Consider the following 15,027-nt stretch of genomic DNA (forward strand, 5'->3'; position numbering starts at 1 on the left):
GATTTTAGGATTTTTTGTTGTTGTGCGACAGTCATTATCGCACTACAAAGGCGCACCAGATGAGCCTCATTTCGCGTTGGCGTACCTCACGAAACCAGGGCACACGCCATCGCAAAACCCGTCCAGGCCCCTCGGAAAGTCACGTCAAAACAACCGCTTGAAAAAACCGTACCAAATTTGAGAAGTCAGGAGGTTTCGAGAGAAATGGCCGTTAAGAGCGCAGAAATGACATTTGTGGAGTAAGCGAGGTCAACAGGTTTACACGAAAAACCCCGCAAAACAAGGCGTTCAGCGGGGTATTCGTTTTTGGTGCAGACAATTTGGGTCTGGTGTCCTGGCGGAGAGGGAGGGATTCGAACCCTCGGTAGGCTCACACCTACGCCTGATTTCGAGTCAGGTACATTCGGCCACTCTGCCACCTCTCCGCAGGCGCGCAATGGTAGCACAACCTGCGCGGATGATATGCGCTCGGGCAAGACTTTTCGCTTCCTTCCTCGCCCTGTCCGATCCATCAAGGCTTGCCGATCGTCTCCAGACCACCAAGGTAGGAACGTAGTACGGGCGGAATACAGATGCTGCCATCGGCATTCTGAAAGTTTTCCATGACCGCCACCAAGGTGCGTCCGACGGCCAGCCCGGAGCCATTGAGTGTATGCACCAACTCGGTCTTGTTGCGCTCGTTGCGATAGCGAGCCTGCATGCGACGTGCCTGAAACGCTTCGAAATTGGAGCACGACGAGATCTCGCGGTAGGCGTTCTGAGCGGGCAGCCAAACCTCGAGATCGTATGTTTTCGCCGACGAGAAACCCATGTCGCCGGTACTCAGCGCGACCCGCCTGTAAGGCAGATCGAGCAGCTCGAGGATTCGTTCGGCGTGGGCGGTCAGTTCCTCGTGGGCAGCGATCGAATCCTCGGCAGCGACGATCTGCACCAGCTCGACCTTGTCGAACTGGTGCTGGCGGATCATGCCGCGCGTATCGCGACCGTAGGATCCCGCTTCCGAACGGAAGCACGGCGTGTGGCAAACGAGCTTGAGCGGCAGCGCTTCTGCGGGCAGGATCTCGCCGCGCACAATGTTGGTGACCGGTACTTCGGCCGTCGGAATCAGGTACAGCGGTTCAGCGTCGGCGCGCAGAATCTTGAAGAGGTCCTCCTCGAACTTCGGCAGCTGGCCCGTGCCCAACAAGCTGGCTCCGTTGACCAGATAAGGCGCGTAAACCTCCGTGTAGCCGTGTTGCCCAACATGTGTGTCGAGCATGAACTGGGCGAGCACCCGATGCAGGCGGGCCAGTTGCCCCTTCATCAGTGAAAAGCGCGTGCCGGCGATCTTGGCCGCCGTGGCGAAGTCAAGCTGCCCGAGCGCCTCGCCGAGGTCGACGTGGTCCCTGACCGTGAACTCGAAGCGGCGCGGATCACCCCAGCGCTTCACCTCGACGTTGTCCGCCTCGGAGCGTCCGATCGGGACGCTGTCCTGCGGCAGATTGGGAACCACCGCCAGAAAGGCGTCGAATTCGCGGAGCAGCTCGCCAAGGCGGACTTCGTTGGCTGCCAGTTCGTCCTTCAGGGCCGAGACCTGCGCCATCCCTGCCGAGGCATCCTGCGCTCGCGCCTTGAGCAGGCCGATTTCCTTCGAGAGGCTGTTGCGACTGGCCTGCAGATCCTGGGTGCGGGTCTGCAAGGCCTTGCGTTCGCTTTCGAGTTTAAGGAAGGTCGACCTGTCGAGGGCGAAGCCGCGCGTGGCAAGTCGCTCGGCGACGGCGTCGATGTTGGTGCGCAGCAATTGGATGTCAAGCATGCTCAGTCCTTGGGTTGGCGGCGGCGGGCCGACTCGCGGATCTGCCCGCCGCGAAGCAGCACCGGCAGGTCTGGCGGGGTGGCCGCGATCGTGATCGGTCTAGCTCTTTTTCTCTCTTGCACGTCGATCGAGTTCGCGCAGCTGTGCCAGCTTCTCGCCGATCCGAATCTCGAGGCCACGCTCGACCGGTCGATACCAATCGACCACCGGCATGCCCTCGGGGAAATAGCTCTCACCAGCGGCATAGGCGCCGGCTTCGTCGTGCGCGTAGCGATAATTCCTGCCGTAGTCCAGGTCCTTCATCAAGCGCGTCGGCGCATTGCGCAGACGGACCGGCACCGGGCGCGAACCGTCACTACTGACGAAAGCGCGCGCGGCATTATACGCGAGGTAGGCCGCATTGGACTTGGCCGCCATCGCCAGATAGAGCACCGCTTCGGCAAGGGCCAGTTCGCCTTCCGGCGAACCGAGACGCTCGAACGTCTCGGCGGCGTCCAGGGCGATGCGTGCCGCGCGCGGGTCGGCCAGACCGATATCTTCCCAGGCCATGCGGATGAGACGCCGCGCCAGATAGCGGGGATCGGCACCCCCATCGAGCATCCGGCAAAACCAGTACAACGCGGCGTCCGGCGACGAACCACGAACGGACTTGTGGAGGGCCGAGATCTGGTCATAGAACGCGTCACCTCCCTTGTCGAAACGACGCAGGCTCTGCGCCAGCGTCTGGTCGACGAACGCACCGTCAACGCTCGTCACGCGCTCCGTAGCGGCCGCCGTACCGACCTGCTCGACGAGGTTGAGCAGACGCCGAGCGTCACCATCAGCCTGACCGATCAGACGCGCACGCGCGTCAGCGTCGAAGCCGAGACCGGGAAGCGCGAGCCGGCACGCGCGCTCGAACAACTGGCCCAATTCAGTCGCCGAGAGCGGGTGCAGAACGTACACCGAAGCCCGCGAGAGCAGCGCCGAGTTGACCTCGAACGACGGGTTTTCGGTTGTCGCACCGACAAAGGTCAGCAGCCCGCCTTCAACATACGGCAGAAACGCGTCCTGCTGAGCCTTGTTGAAACGATGTACTTCATCGACGAAGAGAATGGTCCGCCGACCACTGAGCGCGCGTGTCGTTTCGGCACGCGCCACTGCGGCACGAATGTCCTTGACGCCCGAAAAGACCGCCGAGAGCGCCATGAAGTCGGCGTCGAAGGCATCAGCCATCAATCGCGCCAGTGTCGTCTTGCCGACACCCGGGGGTCCCCAGAGAATCATGCTGTGCAGTTGTCCGGACTGGAACGCCGTCGCCAGAGGTTTCCCCGGCGCCAGCAGATGCGTCTGTCCGATCACCTCGGCCAGCGTTCGAGGTCGCAGTCTCTCGGCCAACGGGGTGCTTGGATGATTATCGAGAGGAAGATCGTTGATCATCTCGTTCAGTTTGAGGAAAAGGCGCCAGCGCTGGTCACTACAGGCGCGCGCTCCGTGTCAGCCCAGCGTAGCCGCATGCTAACAGTTTTTGCCGCCGCCACTTGCCGGGACCACACGCCACGGTCACGGATCGGGACGAAGTGTGGCGAAGGGCGCCGCGACGGGCCACCACCGGCAAGCCCGCGCGGCGCATGGCCGCTGGCAGAGCATTCCCGGTCCACGCTCAAACTACTCGGATAGCGCTGATTTATTGACACTGTGACATTAGGCACGGAACATCCTGACGGCCAGCGGTATCGTTCGCCTGTCCCTTCCGGGGCTGTCATCACAAGGCCACTTTTCATGAGAACCGAGAACCCATGCAGCGAATTCCATCGGCGCCAGAGCGCCCGGAGCGCGATCTCCCTCGAGGAATACGAGTCGCAAATGGCTGCACTCGGCCAGCAGGCCTTCAAGTCGTCGTTTCACTCCACTCCAGTTCAAGAAGCCAACGAACGACACCACGTCGCGGGTGTCCTGCTCGGAGTAGCGCCCAGCCTATCGCGCTAATGATGTAGCGAAAGTCCAATAGGGGCGGAATCAAGCCCTGCAGCGACATGGATACCGAGCGTTGGACCGGGTGCAATGCCCGGTCTTTTTTCGTCCAGGCTTCGCGCCTTGCGGTGCCAGCCAGTTGCCGATCGCGGGCACACTCGCGTTCGCCGACCAGGTCGACGAGCGATCCCATACCCGACGGCACACTCTGCCGTCGCGCGGACCCCGCACCGACCGCAGATTTACGCAGACGGCTTGAAGGCGTCGAGTACCGATTGTTCGAGCTCGGTGAAGGCCTCGCTCACGTACTCGCTCAAGCGATCGAGGTTCGGTAGTTCGTCCGTGGCGATCAGGCCAAAGAAGAGTTGCCCGGCATAGCTGAACAAGGTGATGTTGAGCAGATTGCCGGGGGGCAGCGTGCTGATCGGATGCAGTTCGTCGATCCGCGCTCCCTTGACGTAGAGGTACTCGCTCGGACCCGGGACATTCGACACCAGCGTGTTACCGGTCGGCGGCAGGCGGTTGCTCAGGTTCAGCTTTTCCGTGAGCAGGCCGACGAGGGACGTGAGCACCGTGTAGGACTCGATCGCCTCTGGCGCGACGCTATCGATCATCGAGCGGACATTGCGCAGCGAGAAGCCGATGTTGCGCAGGCGAACATAGGGATCGTCGGTTGGCGGCGACAACTCGACCTGGACGAAGCCGATTTTATTGCCGGCGCCCTCCTCGCCTTCCTTGCGCAGGTTGACCGGCATCTGAATCGTGATTGGCCGCTTCAGGTCGACCCCTTCGTCTCGCAGATAGCGGTGCAGGGCACCGTCCAGGCAGGTCAGCGCGACATGATTCAGCGTCGACCGCGTCCTCGTGCGAATGCCGCTGACCCTGTCCATGGCCACGCCAGCCGTGGCGAACTGGCGGCCGGCAGTCACCTGCCCGGTCAGCGGGGTGTTGCCATCGGCCACGAAAGGTAGCGAAATTGCGTTCTTGGTGAGCTTGACGCTTTCCAGCAGCAGCATCCCGGCCAGACGGCCAACGCCCAGCGCCAGCTTGCCGGCGCCCGCCAGTTCGCCAAGCAGCGACTGCGCCATCTTGTCCTTCAAGCGCCTTTCCTTGCCCTCGCCGGTACGGTGGCGGATCGACCAGAGCGGCCTCACTTCAAGATCCGACGCGGCACGGGAGAGCGAGTCCGCTGCCCACCGCATCATCGTCACACCGTCAGCGCAAGCGTGGTGCATCTTCAGGTACAAGGCGAAACGCGCTTCACTCAGGCCATCGATGACATGCAATTCCCACAGGGGGCGCGAGCGATCGAGCATCGGTTGATGCAGACGCGACGCCAGTTCGTACAGTTCCCGCCTGCCGTTCTTGCCTCTGCGCAGGCGGTGGTAGAAGACATGCTGGCTGAGATCCACCGACTCGGCTTCCTGCCAGGTGGGCATGCCCGTCAGCGAAAAATGGATCACGCGGTTGAACGGTGGCTCGACGTCGGTGAACGTCAGGAACTCCCGGTGCAGGTCGCCGACGAAAGCCGCTCGCGACCCAGGCGGCCGCTTGCAGATCATGAGTCCGCCGACGTGCTTCGGACTGGCCTCCGACTCGGCAAGGAAGAAGCCCAGATCAATCAACGATAGTTTGTGCATGCATCCCCCTGTGTTTGGCGCGGCGACAACGCCTGCGCAGCCATCCGACCGGCCGGCGGACAGCAGCAGCGACTCCCCTCCCGGCGAAGCCTCCTGCCGTACAGACGCCATCGGCCTGGCCGCGGCCACCGGCGGCATGGCGCCGACCGACGCACGGCGCGCTGACCACACAATCGCCCGGTCACCGGGCAATGGCAGACGATCCCGCCCTTGAGGCCCGCCAAGGATACATCATCACGGCAGATCTCAATTAGAGGAAGGCACCCAGCACTTTAGTGTGTGCGCTCTAGGGCTTGTCGCTAGACTGGCTGTGTTGGCTGGTCAAGCAGCTACGCAAACTTTCGGATCCCGTTGGATAAAGGAGAAACAGATGAGCAACACACTGACAACATTGGTCGACCGGGTTAGCAATGAGCAACTCCTGACGAACGGCCGCGAATCCGTACGCAAACTCTGGCTGTGCGGTCTTGGCGCCTACTCGCTGGCCACGAGGACCAGTACGCAGGCTTTTGGCGACTTGGTACGTGAAGGCAAGGCCTTCAGCCCCAAGGCGCGTCGGCAAATCGAGGAGAAGTCCGCCGAACTGAAGAGCAGCGCCACGGCGACTATTGCGCGTGGTGAAGAGTTGGTCAAGGAACGCGTCGTACGGCCGCTCGATTTCCTGGTTCTGGCAACCAGGCGTGATGTCGAGCAGTTGTCGATGCGGGTGGTCCAGCTCGCCTCGGAGGTGCACAGTCTGGTCAGCAGCAAGGCCAAGCCGATGGTCGAGCCACCGGCCAAGTCGGCAAGCGAGTCGCCGACTGCCGAGATCGCACCGACCGCAGACAAGACTTCCTGACACTGCTTGCATGAGGTTCATGAGGGGCCAGCGAAGCCGCCTGGCCCTTCGTCGCGTCGGTCGCCACGAGGCACCCGACAAGAGATCGGCGCAGTCGCCGGTCCGGCAGCGCCCCAACGGCACGCTGCCTAGTCGGCGCGCACCTTCGCCGCCTCGCCAAGCAGCCATCGCCGAAAGGCGCTGACCACCGGACGATCGGCAACGGCTTCCGGCACGACCAGATAGTAAGCCTGCGTCCGCCGGATGATGATGTCGAATGGCACTACCAGGCGACCGGCCGCCACCTCGGCTTCGACCAGCGGCTTCGACGCCAACGCCACACCGACACCATCGATCGCCGCCGAGAGGACGAGCCCGGGATCACTGAAATGAGTGCCGGCGTCAGCGTCTATACCTGTCACGCCGGCAACCTGCAGCCATTCCTCCCAACTCGGACGATCCATCAGCTCCATGATCGATTCGTCATGAAGGAGATTGTGACGGCGCAGATCAGCCGGCACATTCAGCGGCCGCATCCCGAACAGCAGACGGGGACTGCACACCACCACGTAGACCGGTGCGAACAGGCGATCGACGCGACAACCATCGTACTGACCACGACCAAAGCGAATGAATACTTCGGTTTCGTCGTCACGCACGTCGATTCCTTCAAGACCGGAAACGCCGGACGCATCACGCCCGTCGATGGTTTCCAGCGATGCCGTCAGGTGCAGTTCCACCTCCGGGTGCAAGGCCGTCAGTTTCTCAAGGTGGCGGATCAGCCACCGCGTCAGGAAAGCCGGCGGCGATGTCACGATCAGACGCCCGCCCGTTTGCTGCTGGCGGGTGCATTCGATGGCAGCAGCAAAGCACTCCAGGCCTTCGCGCACCTTCGGCAGCATGGCGCGACCTTCGCGCGTCAGCTCGAGCGCCCGTGTCAAGCGGTGGAACAAGGAAAACCCCAGGTACTCCTCGAGGCCGCGAATCTGGTGACTGATCGCGGTTGGCGTCACCGACAGCTCGTCGCTGGCATCCTTGAAACTCAGATGACGAGCGGCGGCCTCGAAGGCACGCAAGGAGTTCAGCGGAGGCAGGCGGTAGGTCATATGGCTGAAATTTTCTCACGCATTGGCTGATATTAGATCGTTTGCCAGCCCGCCACCAAGGAAATACAGTACCCGTGAATTCTCGGATACCGAGACCACTACAAAGGAAGACCAGCATGAAAACCGACCTCACCCGCGAACAGATGATGATGATCGTTGAGCGCGCACGTCAACAACGCAGCATCGCCGCCGGGGACGTCATTGCCGCCGGTACTCGCAAGGCGCTTGTCACACTCGCCCGTTGGGTGGACCGGTTCCTGCACATCCTGCTGATGTCGCCGACCGCGCGCCAGTAAGGACAGCGCTCGCCAGCCTGCTGCCGAAAGCGTGAGAGAATTCGCGACCTAGTCAACGCCGCACGCTCGCCGGAACGCTGTCGCGGCGTCCGTCGGCCAAAGGAAGCAGCCATGGCAAGAGTACAGATACACCTGCCCGACCACTTCGTATTCTCGACCGACATTGCGCTTTACGTTGGCCACATCAACTACGGCGGCCACCTCGACAACGCGCTGCTGCTTTCCCTGGTTTCCGAGGCACGCGTGCGCTTCTTCAAGTCGCTGGGCTACACCGAACTGGACGTCGAGGGACGCGGGATCGTTGTTGCCGACGCAGCGCTCCAGTACCAGTCGGAAGCGTTCCACGGCGAGGTGATGGTCGTTGACATGGTCGCCGACGAATTCCGCAGCAAAGGCTGCGATCTGGTCTGGCGGATGCGCGACAAGGCGACTCAGCGCGACGTGGCCTGCGGAAAAACGGGCATCGTTTTCTTCGACTACGCAGCGCGCAAGACGGCGGCGGTTCCCGAAAGCTTCCGCACGCGTGCCGGCATCTGATCGCTTGCCGGTCATCTTCCCGCTCCGGCTGCGCACGCCGGCCGAAAGGCCGGCGCTGCCAGTCGCGCGGAGCAGCGGCTAGGCCGGAGCGTACTCCCGGACCAGTCGCCGCTGTAGAATCCCGACCTGTTTCAAGGACTCCTTGAGGATCAGGCGATCGAGTTCGTGCAGGTCGTCGGGATCTACACGGTTGCTGGCCGTACCGGTGCCACTCTTCACCTGCTGTTCAAGCCTGACCCGCTGAATATGCTGGAACGCATCAGTCAGCGCCGCCATCTGGTCCGGCGCCATGCCGGTCTGCTCGCCGGTGATGCGCAAGCGCTCGACGGTATTCGTGTCGGGAATCTGCCGAGCCAGCGCATGAATACGCGCGGCGTCGACGAAGGGACGCGAGCCGTGTTTCTTCAAGTCAATGGTGTGCGGAAACTCCTTGTCGGCATCGTAGCGGAATCCCTTCCACCAGTTCAGCGGTGACTCCCAGTTCAGCGTGTTTTCGACCATCGCGCGCAGGAAAATCGGGTAGGACGGCGTACGGTCGAGGAGCCAGTGACGAAGATCGTTGACCAGCGACTCCTGTCCGTAGAGGGCGCGCAGGTCGAAGAAGATGCTCGAGTTGAGCAAGGCCTCGGGGTGCGGGGCTTCCAGCCACCCTGAAAACGCGACTCGCCACTCGTCGCTGGAGAGACACCACTGGGCATTGCTGGCCATGATGTTGCCTTTGCACAGCGGAAAGCCACAGGCATCGAGTGCCTCGTTGACCGCCCGGGCGAACGGCAGGAAGGCTTGGCGAAGGCTGGCCGCCTCGGCATCGGACTCGGCGACAAAGATCAGGCCGTTGTCCTGATCGGTGGCCAGCGTCTGCTCGAGTCGCCCCTCGGAGCCAAAGACCAGCCAGCACCACTGCACGTACGGCAACTCGAACTGGCCGGCAACCAGTTCGATGACCTGCAGGGTCAGCAGGTCGTTGAGCGACGAGAGGCGATGGCAGAGCGCGTCAGCGCTGAGCCGCTCGGCAACCAGCCGGGCAATAAAGGCGCGGATCTCGCCAGCCAGCGCGACCAGCGTCGACAGATCGCGCGCCGCCAGAATCGAGCGGACCAGGTCACTGCTCTGCGCTCCGGGCAAGGTATAGAGATCGGTCTGAGAGACCAGATCGAAATAGCTGCCGTCGGCTTCGGTGAGCACCAGATGGCGTACGCTGCGCCGCACCATGACGACGCTCGCCTGATGTGCGGTACTGTCGGCCGGAATGGTAATCAGGCCCCCGGTCATCACCGCAGCAATCGGCGCCTGCAGATCGCAAGTCTCGATCGCGATCCGGCGCACCACATCCTGCAGCGTGATGATGCCCAATGGCATCCGGCTGCCCTCATCCACGACGACGACCGCATCGGCGCGCATCCGGTCAAGCAGCAGCAGCGTCTCGCGCACGGTCGCCGCCGGCCCGACGGTCAGTGGCCGACCGCGGACCAGATGGCGCAGCGCGACGTACGGCGAGTAGGGGGCAACCCGCGTTGCCGCCTCAGTATTTGAGCCGGGCATGGTAGGTCTTTTCGCTGGCCTCGCGTGCCTGCCGCAGCGTCGTCACGCCCATCTCGGCAAGCAGCGGCAGCATCTTCAGGAACACTTCGCCCGTCACCATCGCATCACCGAGCGCGGTATGCCTTCCAAATACCGAGACGCCGAGACGTTCGGCAATCGCCTCCAGGCGGTGAGAGTTCTGATTGGGATGCAGGACCGCCGACAGAAGCAAGGTATCGAGCACCGGTTGGTCGAAACGTACCCCGGTCTGCTTTTCCTTGAGCTGCAGGAAGCGCATGTCGAAGGCCGCGTTGTGGCCGACGAGAACCGTGTCGGCGCAAAAAGTCTGGAACTGCGGCAGAACGGTATCGATGGTCGGCTGCCCGACGAGCAACTCGCGCGTGATGCCGTGCACCTCGATCGATTGCTGCGACAGCGGCCGCCGCGGATCGATCAACTGGTCGAAGCACTCGTGGCGCAGTAGGCGGCGATTGACGATGCGTGTCGCGCCGATCTGGATGATCTCGTCTCCCTGGGACGGTTGCAGGCCGGTGGTTTCGGTATCGAACACCGTGTACGACAACTCCGTCAGCGGCCGATCGTCGAGCTCATGGCTGGCCCCCGACCAGCTGAAGATATCGAAGTCGTAGAACTCGGGCCGGTCGCCCTCCTCGGCAGCCACAATAGCCCGCGGCAGATCTGTCGGTGCCTCGGCTGCCGGCAGCATCGTGCGAAAGATCGCGCGATGCGAAACGCGCACGCGCTGAAACCAGATCTCGCCATTGCAGCGCTCGATCACGTCGACGACGCTGAGTGGCGACGCTTCGCCGCCGGTCGTCATGGGATCCTGCAGCCAGCCCATCGCGGTTTCGTTGTTCATGAAGGTGCCGAGCCACGACAGATCGAGCTGTGCCAGCTGTCCACTGCGCGCCAGCGAGAGACGCACCTCGCGTACCTCATACTCATCCTGCAAGCGCAGAGCCAGGTAGCGCAAGGCCTGCAAAAGGCCGAAGCTGTCGACGCGCAGCCACAGGTCTTCGTCGACGTCCTCGGTCTTGACGGCGAGCGCGCGCCGCTCGCCTTCACGTCGCTCGCCGATGCGGCGTACCGCCACGTCGAGCAGTTCGGCGCCGTGGATCTCCTCGAGCAACCAGCGTTCGCGCAGGTCATTCGAAAAGGCTGCCGCCGCGCTCTCGAGATGAACCGACAGCGCCTTCGCTTCGTCGCGGATGACGCTCAGGAAACGGTCCCGCTGCCGGGGCGGCATGTCCGAGAAATCGGACAGCATCTCGGCGGCCGCGCGGATACTGCCCAGGGGTCCGCGCCCGCCCTCGATCAATGACTGGATCAGGGCATCGCGTCGCCCGTGCCGTTCGTTGGTACTCGTCACGTCATCGAGTACCAGCACGAAACCGGTAATCGACAGTCCGCCAACGCGTGCACCATGCTGACCATCGCCGCCGAGTACGGGCGACATGTGCGCGCGCAGCAAGCGCCCGGCACGCGTGGCGGTGACAAACTGCGCCGACCCGACGAGCTTCCTGCTCTCCTCGCCTCCCGCCTGGTCGCGACCGGCCTGCTGCAGACGCTCGAGCGCATGCTCGATCAGCGCCCGATCGAAAACGGTGTAGATCGAACGTCCCAGCCCGAGAGTGCTGCCGTCAGCGCCACCCGAGAGTTCCTGCTTTGCCCGCTGGTTGTACAAGAGTACGCGACCGTCGAGGTTGCAGACCACGACACTCTGGCTCAGCTCGGCCATCAGCGCCGCCAGACGGCTGCGCTCCTCCTCGAGCGACGCGCGCGCTTCGTTTACCCGCTCGGCGACATCCTCTTCGAGCGCGTCGCGAACGGACAGCAGTTGATTGGCCGCCTGAGCCAGCACCCGCAGTTCTGGGGCACTCTGCTCGGGCAGGCGCAGCCCATTGTAGGCAACCGTCGCCGCCAGCTCTTCGGCCATACGCAGAGATGCGGCGACGTAAAGTGCGTGCAGTCTGATCAACGCCCAACAGCCCACCGTAGCGCCAGCCAGGACCACGACGACGAGAACCACGACCCGCTCTTCGGGCGTTCGGCCGCCGCCGCTCTCGCCGGCCTCACTGGCCAGCATCAAGCCCGCCGTCGCAACGACCAGAACAAGCACGAACAGGCAGACCGCCACGGCTGCCAGTACGAGCTTGCGCGTGGGATTCACCGCCTACATCCCCAGCAGTTTGCGCACCTCGGCGAGCAGTTCCTTGGTCGAGAAGGGCTTGGTCATGTAACCGTCGGCCCCGAGCCCGAGACCCTTGCTGACCTCGGTATCGCGCCCCTTGGCAGTCAGCATCAGGATGCGCGTGCCGCTCAGGTCGGGGTCGGCCCGCAGGGCCTGGCAGACATCGAAGCCGTTCATGCGCGGCATCATCACGTCGAGCAGGACGAGATCGGGTCTCTCGGCACGCACCCTGGCCAGCGCTTCCTCCCCATCACCGGCCACCAGCACCTCGAAGCCCTCGCGGCGCAGCAGAAACTCGATCGAGATGACAATGTTTTGCTCGTCGTCGGCAATCAGTATTTTTTTGCTCATCAACACTCCGATCATCATTGAACCACGCTAACCAACTACGCGACCGCAGCCTCCTCCACCTGCGCATCCGCGAAAGGCAGGGTAAAGCGAAACGTCGCACCCTCACCCGGCACACTTTCCACCCACAGCCGGCCGCCGAAGTGCTCGACGATCCGGCGGCTAATCGGCAGGCCCAGACCGGTACCGGCGGGTTTGGCCGTCATCGTATCGCCGACCTGGCGGAACTTCTCGAAGATCAGTTCCTGATCTTCGGGACGAATCCCCGGCCCGTTGTCGCTTACGCTGACCTCGAGCGCATCCGCCAGCACGCGCAGCTTGACGCTGACCCGGCCAGCGCCTTGCACCAGGAACTTCGCCGCGTTCGAGAGCAGGTTGAGCATCACCTGGATCAGCCGATCCCGATCGGCCAGAATCAGCGGCAGATTATCGGGCAGATCGAGATCCACGTGCGCGTCTTTCTCGCGGAAGAGCTGACTGGTCGCGGCAAGCGACTGTTCGACAACCTCCTTCAGGTCGAGCTCGCAGCCGTTCCAGTCGGCTCTGCCCGACTCGATCTTCGCCAGATCGAGCGTCTGATTGATCAGGCGCGACAAACGTTCGGCTTCGCTGACGATCAACCCGAGAAACCGTTCGCGGTCGGCGAGATGCATCTTCGGATCGTCGCGCAACAACTCCGAGAAAGCGCGGATCGAGGTCAGCGGCGTACGCAACTCGTGCGTCACCGACGACATGATGTCGTCCTTGACGCGATCGAGCTCCTGCAAACGCTCGTTGGCCTCCTGCAACTCGAGCGTCGCCGCAGTCAGTTCGCGCGACTTGCGCTCAAGCTCGCGACTATAAGTGCGTAGCTGCGAGGCCTCGTCGAGGATGTGCATGACCTCGTCGATACTGAGCGGCTCCTCCTTGGCCACCGAGGCGACCATGACGCGCGCCGACGCGCTGCCGATGGCACCGGCGAGCAGCGATTCGGCGAACTGGACCAGTTGCGCATCCGCCTCGAGCGTGACGAGCTTGCCACGACCCTGCCGACGCGCATAGGCAGCAAAGGCCGACTGGGCACGCGCCGGCCCGAGGAAGCGTCCGACCAGTTCCTGCAGATCGCTGACCTTTGCGCGGCCTCGCCAGAGAACCGCACCGAGCTTCCCGGTATCCTTCAGGGCGTCTACGAAAACCGTCGCCTGCGTCGCCTCGGCGACCATCGGTGGCCGCAGCAGCGAGACGCCGACGTAAGCGCCGATATTCGCGAGCAGGCTCCAGAACAGGCAGTGCGAGATTTCGTCCAGACCGGTCAGACCGAACAGTTGCTGCGGCCGCAGCAGATCGATCCCGAATATCCCCTGCGTCAGAAAGGCGGCAGGAAGCCAGCCCGACTTGGCAAACGACGGCAACAACAAGGTATAGCCCCAGATCAGGAAACCCGCCGACAGGCCGGCCAGCGCGCCGCCGCGCGTACCACCGCGCCAATACATGCCGCCGATCATCGCCGGCGCAAACTGCGCGACTGCCGAGAAGCTGATCAGACCGATGGCGACCAGCGCATAGGCCTCGCCTGCCAATCGGAAATAGAGGTAGCCGAGCAGCAGAATGCCGACGATAGCGCCGCGTCGAATGCCGAGCAGCACTCCCGAGAGGTCCTTCGACTCGTCGAGCGACTGGCGTTTGTGGCGCAGCAAGAGGGGCATCACCAGGTCGTTGCAGACCATCGTCGACAGGGCAATGGTTTCGACGATGACCATGCCGGTCCCCGCCGACAGGCCGCCAATGAAGACCAGCAGCGCCAGTCCCTCGTGCCGTTGCGACATCGGCAGCGTGAGAACGAAGGTATCGGCATCGACGCCCTGCCCGGAGAAATGCAGCAGACCACCGAGCGCAATCGGCAGGACGAAGATGTTGATCAGCAGCAGATAGAGTGGAAAGAGCCATGCCGCGCGTTTCAGATGCGCCTCGTTGACATTCTCGACGACAGCAACCTGGAACTGGCGCGGCAGGAAAAGAACCGCCAGCCCCGACAGCAGGATCAGCGAAAACCAGCCCGTGTAGCCCTGGCCGGACGGAATCGCCGTCATCAGATGGCGCAACTCCGGATGCGTCGCGAGATGCTCGAAGATGTCGCCGAAGCCGTCGTAGAGACCATAGGTGACGAAGACGCCGACAGCAAGGAAAGCGACCAGCTTGACGCCGGACTCCAGCGCGATCGCCGCCACCATGCCTTCGTGACGTTCGGTGGCATCGAGATGTCGGGTTCCGAAAACGATCGTGAAAGCCGCCAGGATCAGGGCGATGTAGAAGCTCATGTCGGCCGCCACCGACATCGTGGCGCTGCGGCTCGGCATGACGATTTCCGGGTAGCTGAGCAGCAGGCTGACGGTGCCGGACATCGCCTTGAGTTGCAAAGCGATATAGGGAATGATGCCGACCACGGCGATGATCGTGACCAGGCCACCGAGGAGATGGCTCTTGCCGTAGCGCGAGGAAATGAAGTCGGCGATCGACGTGATGCGGTTGGCCTTGACGATGCGAATCATCTTCAGCAGCACGAACCAGCCGAGCGCCATCACCAGCGTGGGACCGAGGTAGACCGGCAGGAAACCGATCCCGGAAACGGCGGCGCGGCCAACGCTGCCGTAGAACGTCCAGGTGGTGCAGTAAACGGCCATCGACAGCGCGTAGATGGTCGGGTTGGCGATGATCGACTTGCCCTGGTCGGCGCGCCGGTCACCCCACCAGGCCACGGCAAACAGCAGCCCAAGGTAGAACAGCGCAGCGGCGACGACGACCGGAGCTTCGAGCATCTGGGCC

11 protein-coding genes and 1 tRNA gene are annotated in these 15,027 nt (G+C 63.1%); 3 read left to right on the forward strand and 9 right to left on the reverse strand.

Translation table 11 applies throughout. From position 1 onward, the window contains the following. Positions 1-335 precede the first annotated feature (335 nt). The 4 genes from CAP2UW1_RS15545 to CAP2UW1_RS15560 form a co-directional block, all read right to left on the reverse strand. Positions 336-425 (reverse strand) — tRNA-Ser (locus CAP2UW1_RS15545). A gap of 86 nt (positions 426-511) precedes the next feature. After that, on the reverse strand, positions 512-1,795 hold the full coding sequence (gene serS, locus CAP2UW1_RS15550; protein ID WP_015767576.1) for a serine--tRNA ligase: 1,284 nt from the start codon (positions 1,793-1,795) through the stop codon (positions 512-514). A gap of 99 nt (positions 1,796-1,894) precedes the next feature. Next, on the reverse strand, positions 1,895-3,214 hold the full coding sequence (locus CAP2UW1_RS15555) for a replication-associated recombination protein A (protein WP_015767577.1): 1,320 nt from the start codon (positions 3,212-3,214) through the stop codon (positions 1,895-1,897). A 776-nt stretch (positions 3,215-3,990) separates the two neighbouring features. After that, entirely contained in the window at positions 3,991-5,388 is a 1,398-nt protein-coding gene (locus tag CAP2UW1_RS15560; RefSeq protein ID WP_015767579.1) for a wax ester/triacylglycerol synthase family O-acyltransferase, read from the reverse strand. Between the two features lie 370 nt (positions 5,389-5,758). Here CAP2UW1_RS15560 and CAP2UW1_RS15565 point away from each other — a divergent pair, with 370 nt between their 5' ends. Next, positions 5,759-6,226 (forward strand): phasin family protein, encoded by a 468-nt coding sequence (locus CAP2UW1_RS15565; protein ID WP_015767580.1) that lies wholly within the window; start codon positions 5,759-5,761, stop codon positions 6,224-6,226. Positions 6,227-6,354: 128 nt separating this feature from the next. Here the strand turns inward: CAP2UW1_RS15565 and gcvA are convergent, their stop codons facing one another. Further along, on the reverse strand, positions 6,355-7,311 hold the full coding sequence (gene gcvA / locus CAP2UW1_RS15570) for a transcriptional regulator GcvA (protein WP_015767581.1): 957 nt from the start codon (positions 7,309-7,311) through the stop codon (positions 6,355-6,357). A gap of 116 nt (positions 7,312-7,427) precedes the next feature. On the opposite strand from gcvA, the gene CAP2UW1_RS15575 reads away from it, so the two are divergent. Continuing rightward, positions 7,428-7,607 (forward strand): hypothetical protein, encoded by a 180-nt coding sequence (locus CAP2UW1_RS15575; protein WP_015767582.1) that lies wholly within the window; start codon positions 7,428-7,430, stop codon positions 7,605-7,607. 111 nt (positions 7,608-7,718) lie between these two features. Next, positions 7,719-8,144: an acyl-CoA thioesterase gene (locus CAP2UW1_RS15580; RefSeq protein ID WP_015767583.1), complete on the forward strand. Its 426-nt coding sequence runs from the start codon at positions 7,719-7,721 to the stop codon at positions 8,142-8,144. Positions 8,145-8,222: 78 nt separating this feature from the next. Here the strand turns inward: CAP2UW1_RS15580 and CAP2UW1_RS15585 are convergent, their stop codons facing one another. The 4 genes from CAP2UW1_RS15585 to CAP2UW1_RS15600 are packed head-to-tail and all read right to left on the reverse strand — an operon-like array spanning position 8,223 to position 15,020. Further along, complete coding sequence (locus CAP2UW1_RS15585; RefSeq protein WP_015767584.1) at positions 8,223-9,686, reverse strand: DUF294 nucleotidyltransferase-like domain-containing protein; 1,464 nt, start codon at positions 9,684-9,686, stop codon at positions 8,223-8,225. Continuing rightward, on the reverse strand, positions 9,667-11,856 hold the full coding sequence (locus CAP2UW1_RS15590) for a 3'-5' exonuclease (RefSeq protein WP_015767585.1): 2,190 nt from the start codon (positions 11,854-11,856) through the stop codon (positions 9,667-9,669). Before CAP2UW1_RS15590 ends, CAP2UW1_RS15585 begins: the two co-directional genes overlap by 20 nt. Positions 11,857-11,859: 3 nt before the next feature. Further along, positions 11,860-12,228 (reverse strand): response regulator transcription factor, encoded by a 369-nt coding sequence (locus tag CAP2UW1_RS15595; protein WP_015767586.1) that lies wholly within the window; start codon positions 12,226-12,228, stop codon positions 11,860-11,862. Positions 12,229-12,263: 35 nt separating this feature from the next. Further along, the gene (locus tag CAP2UW1_RS15600) at positions 12,264-15,020 is read right to left on the reverse strand and encodes a sensor histidine kinase (protein WP_015767587.1); all 2,757 of its coding nucleotides are present in this window, start codon (positions 15,018-15,020) and stop codon (positions 12,264-12,266) included. Positions 15,021-15,027 lie beyond the last annotated feature (7 nt).

Source organism: Candidatus Accumulibacter phosphatis (assembly GCF_000024165.1).
GTDB lineage: Bacteria > Pseudomonadota > Gammaproteobacteria > Burkholderiales > Rhodocyclaceae > Accumulibacter > Accumulibacter phosphatis.

Excerpts from the sequence above, each read along its gene's own strand:
- serS (WP_015767576.1), bottom strand. The coding sequence starts at position 1,795 with ATGCTTGACATCCAATTGCTGCGCACCAACATCGACGCCGTCGCCGAG.
- CAP2UW1_RS15575 (WP_015767582.1), top strand. The coding sequence starts at position 7,428 with ATGAAAACCGACCTCACCCGCGAACAGATGATGATGATCGTTGAGCGC.
- CAP2UW1_RS15585 (WP_015767584.1), bottom strand. The coding sequence starts at position 9,686 with ATGCCCGGCTCAAATACTGAGGCGGCAACGCGGGTTGCCCCCTACTCG.
- CAP2UW1_RS15600 (WP_015767587.1), bottom strand. The coding sequence starts at position 15,020 with ATGCTCGAAGCTCCGGTCGTCGTCGCCGCTGCGCTGTTCTACCTTGGG.
- gcvA (WP_015767581.1), bottom strand. The coding sequence starts at position 7,311 with ATGACCTACCGCCTGCCTCCGCTGAACTCCTTGCGTGCCTTCGAGGCC.
- CAP2UW1_RS15595 (WP_015767586.1), bottom strand. The coding sequence starts at position 12,228 with ATGAGCAAAAAAATACTGATTGCCGACGACGAGCAAAACATTGTCATC.
- CAP2UW1_RS15565 (WP_015767580.1), top strand. The coding sequence starts at position 5,759 with ATGAGCAACACACTGACAACATTGGTCGACCGGGTTAGCAATGAGCAA.
- CAP2UW1_RS15560 (WP_015767579.1), bottom strand. The coding sequence starts at position 5,388 with ATGCACAAACTATCGTTGATTGATCTGGGCTTCTTCCTTGCCGAGTCG.
- CAP2UW1_RS15580 (WP_015767583.1), top strand. The coding sequence starts at position 7,719 with ATGGCAAGAGTACAGATACACCTGCCCGACCACTTCGTATTCTCGACC.
- CAP2UW1_RS15555 (WP_015767577.1), bottom strand. The coding sequence starts at position 3,214 with ATGATCAACGATCTTCCTCTCGATAATCATCCAAGCACCCCGTTGGCC.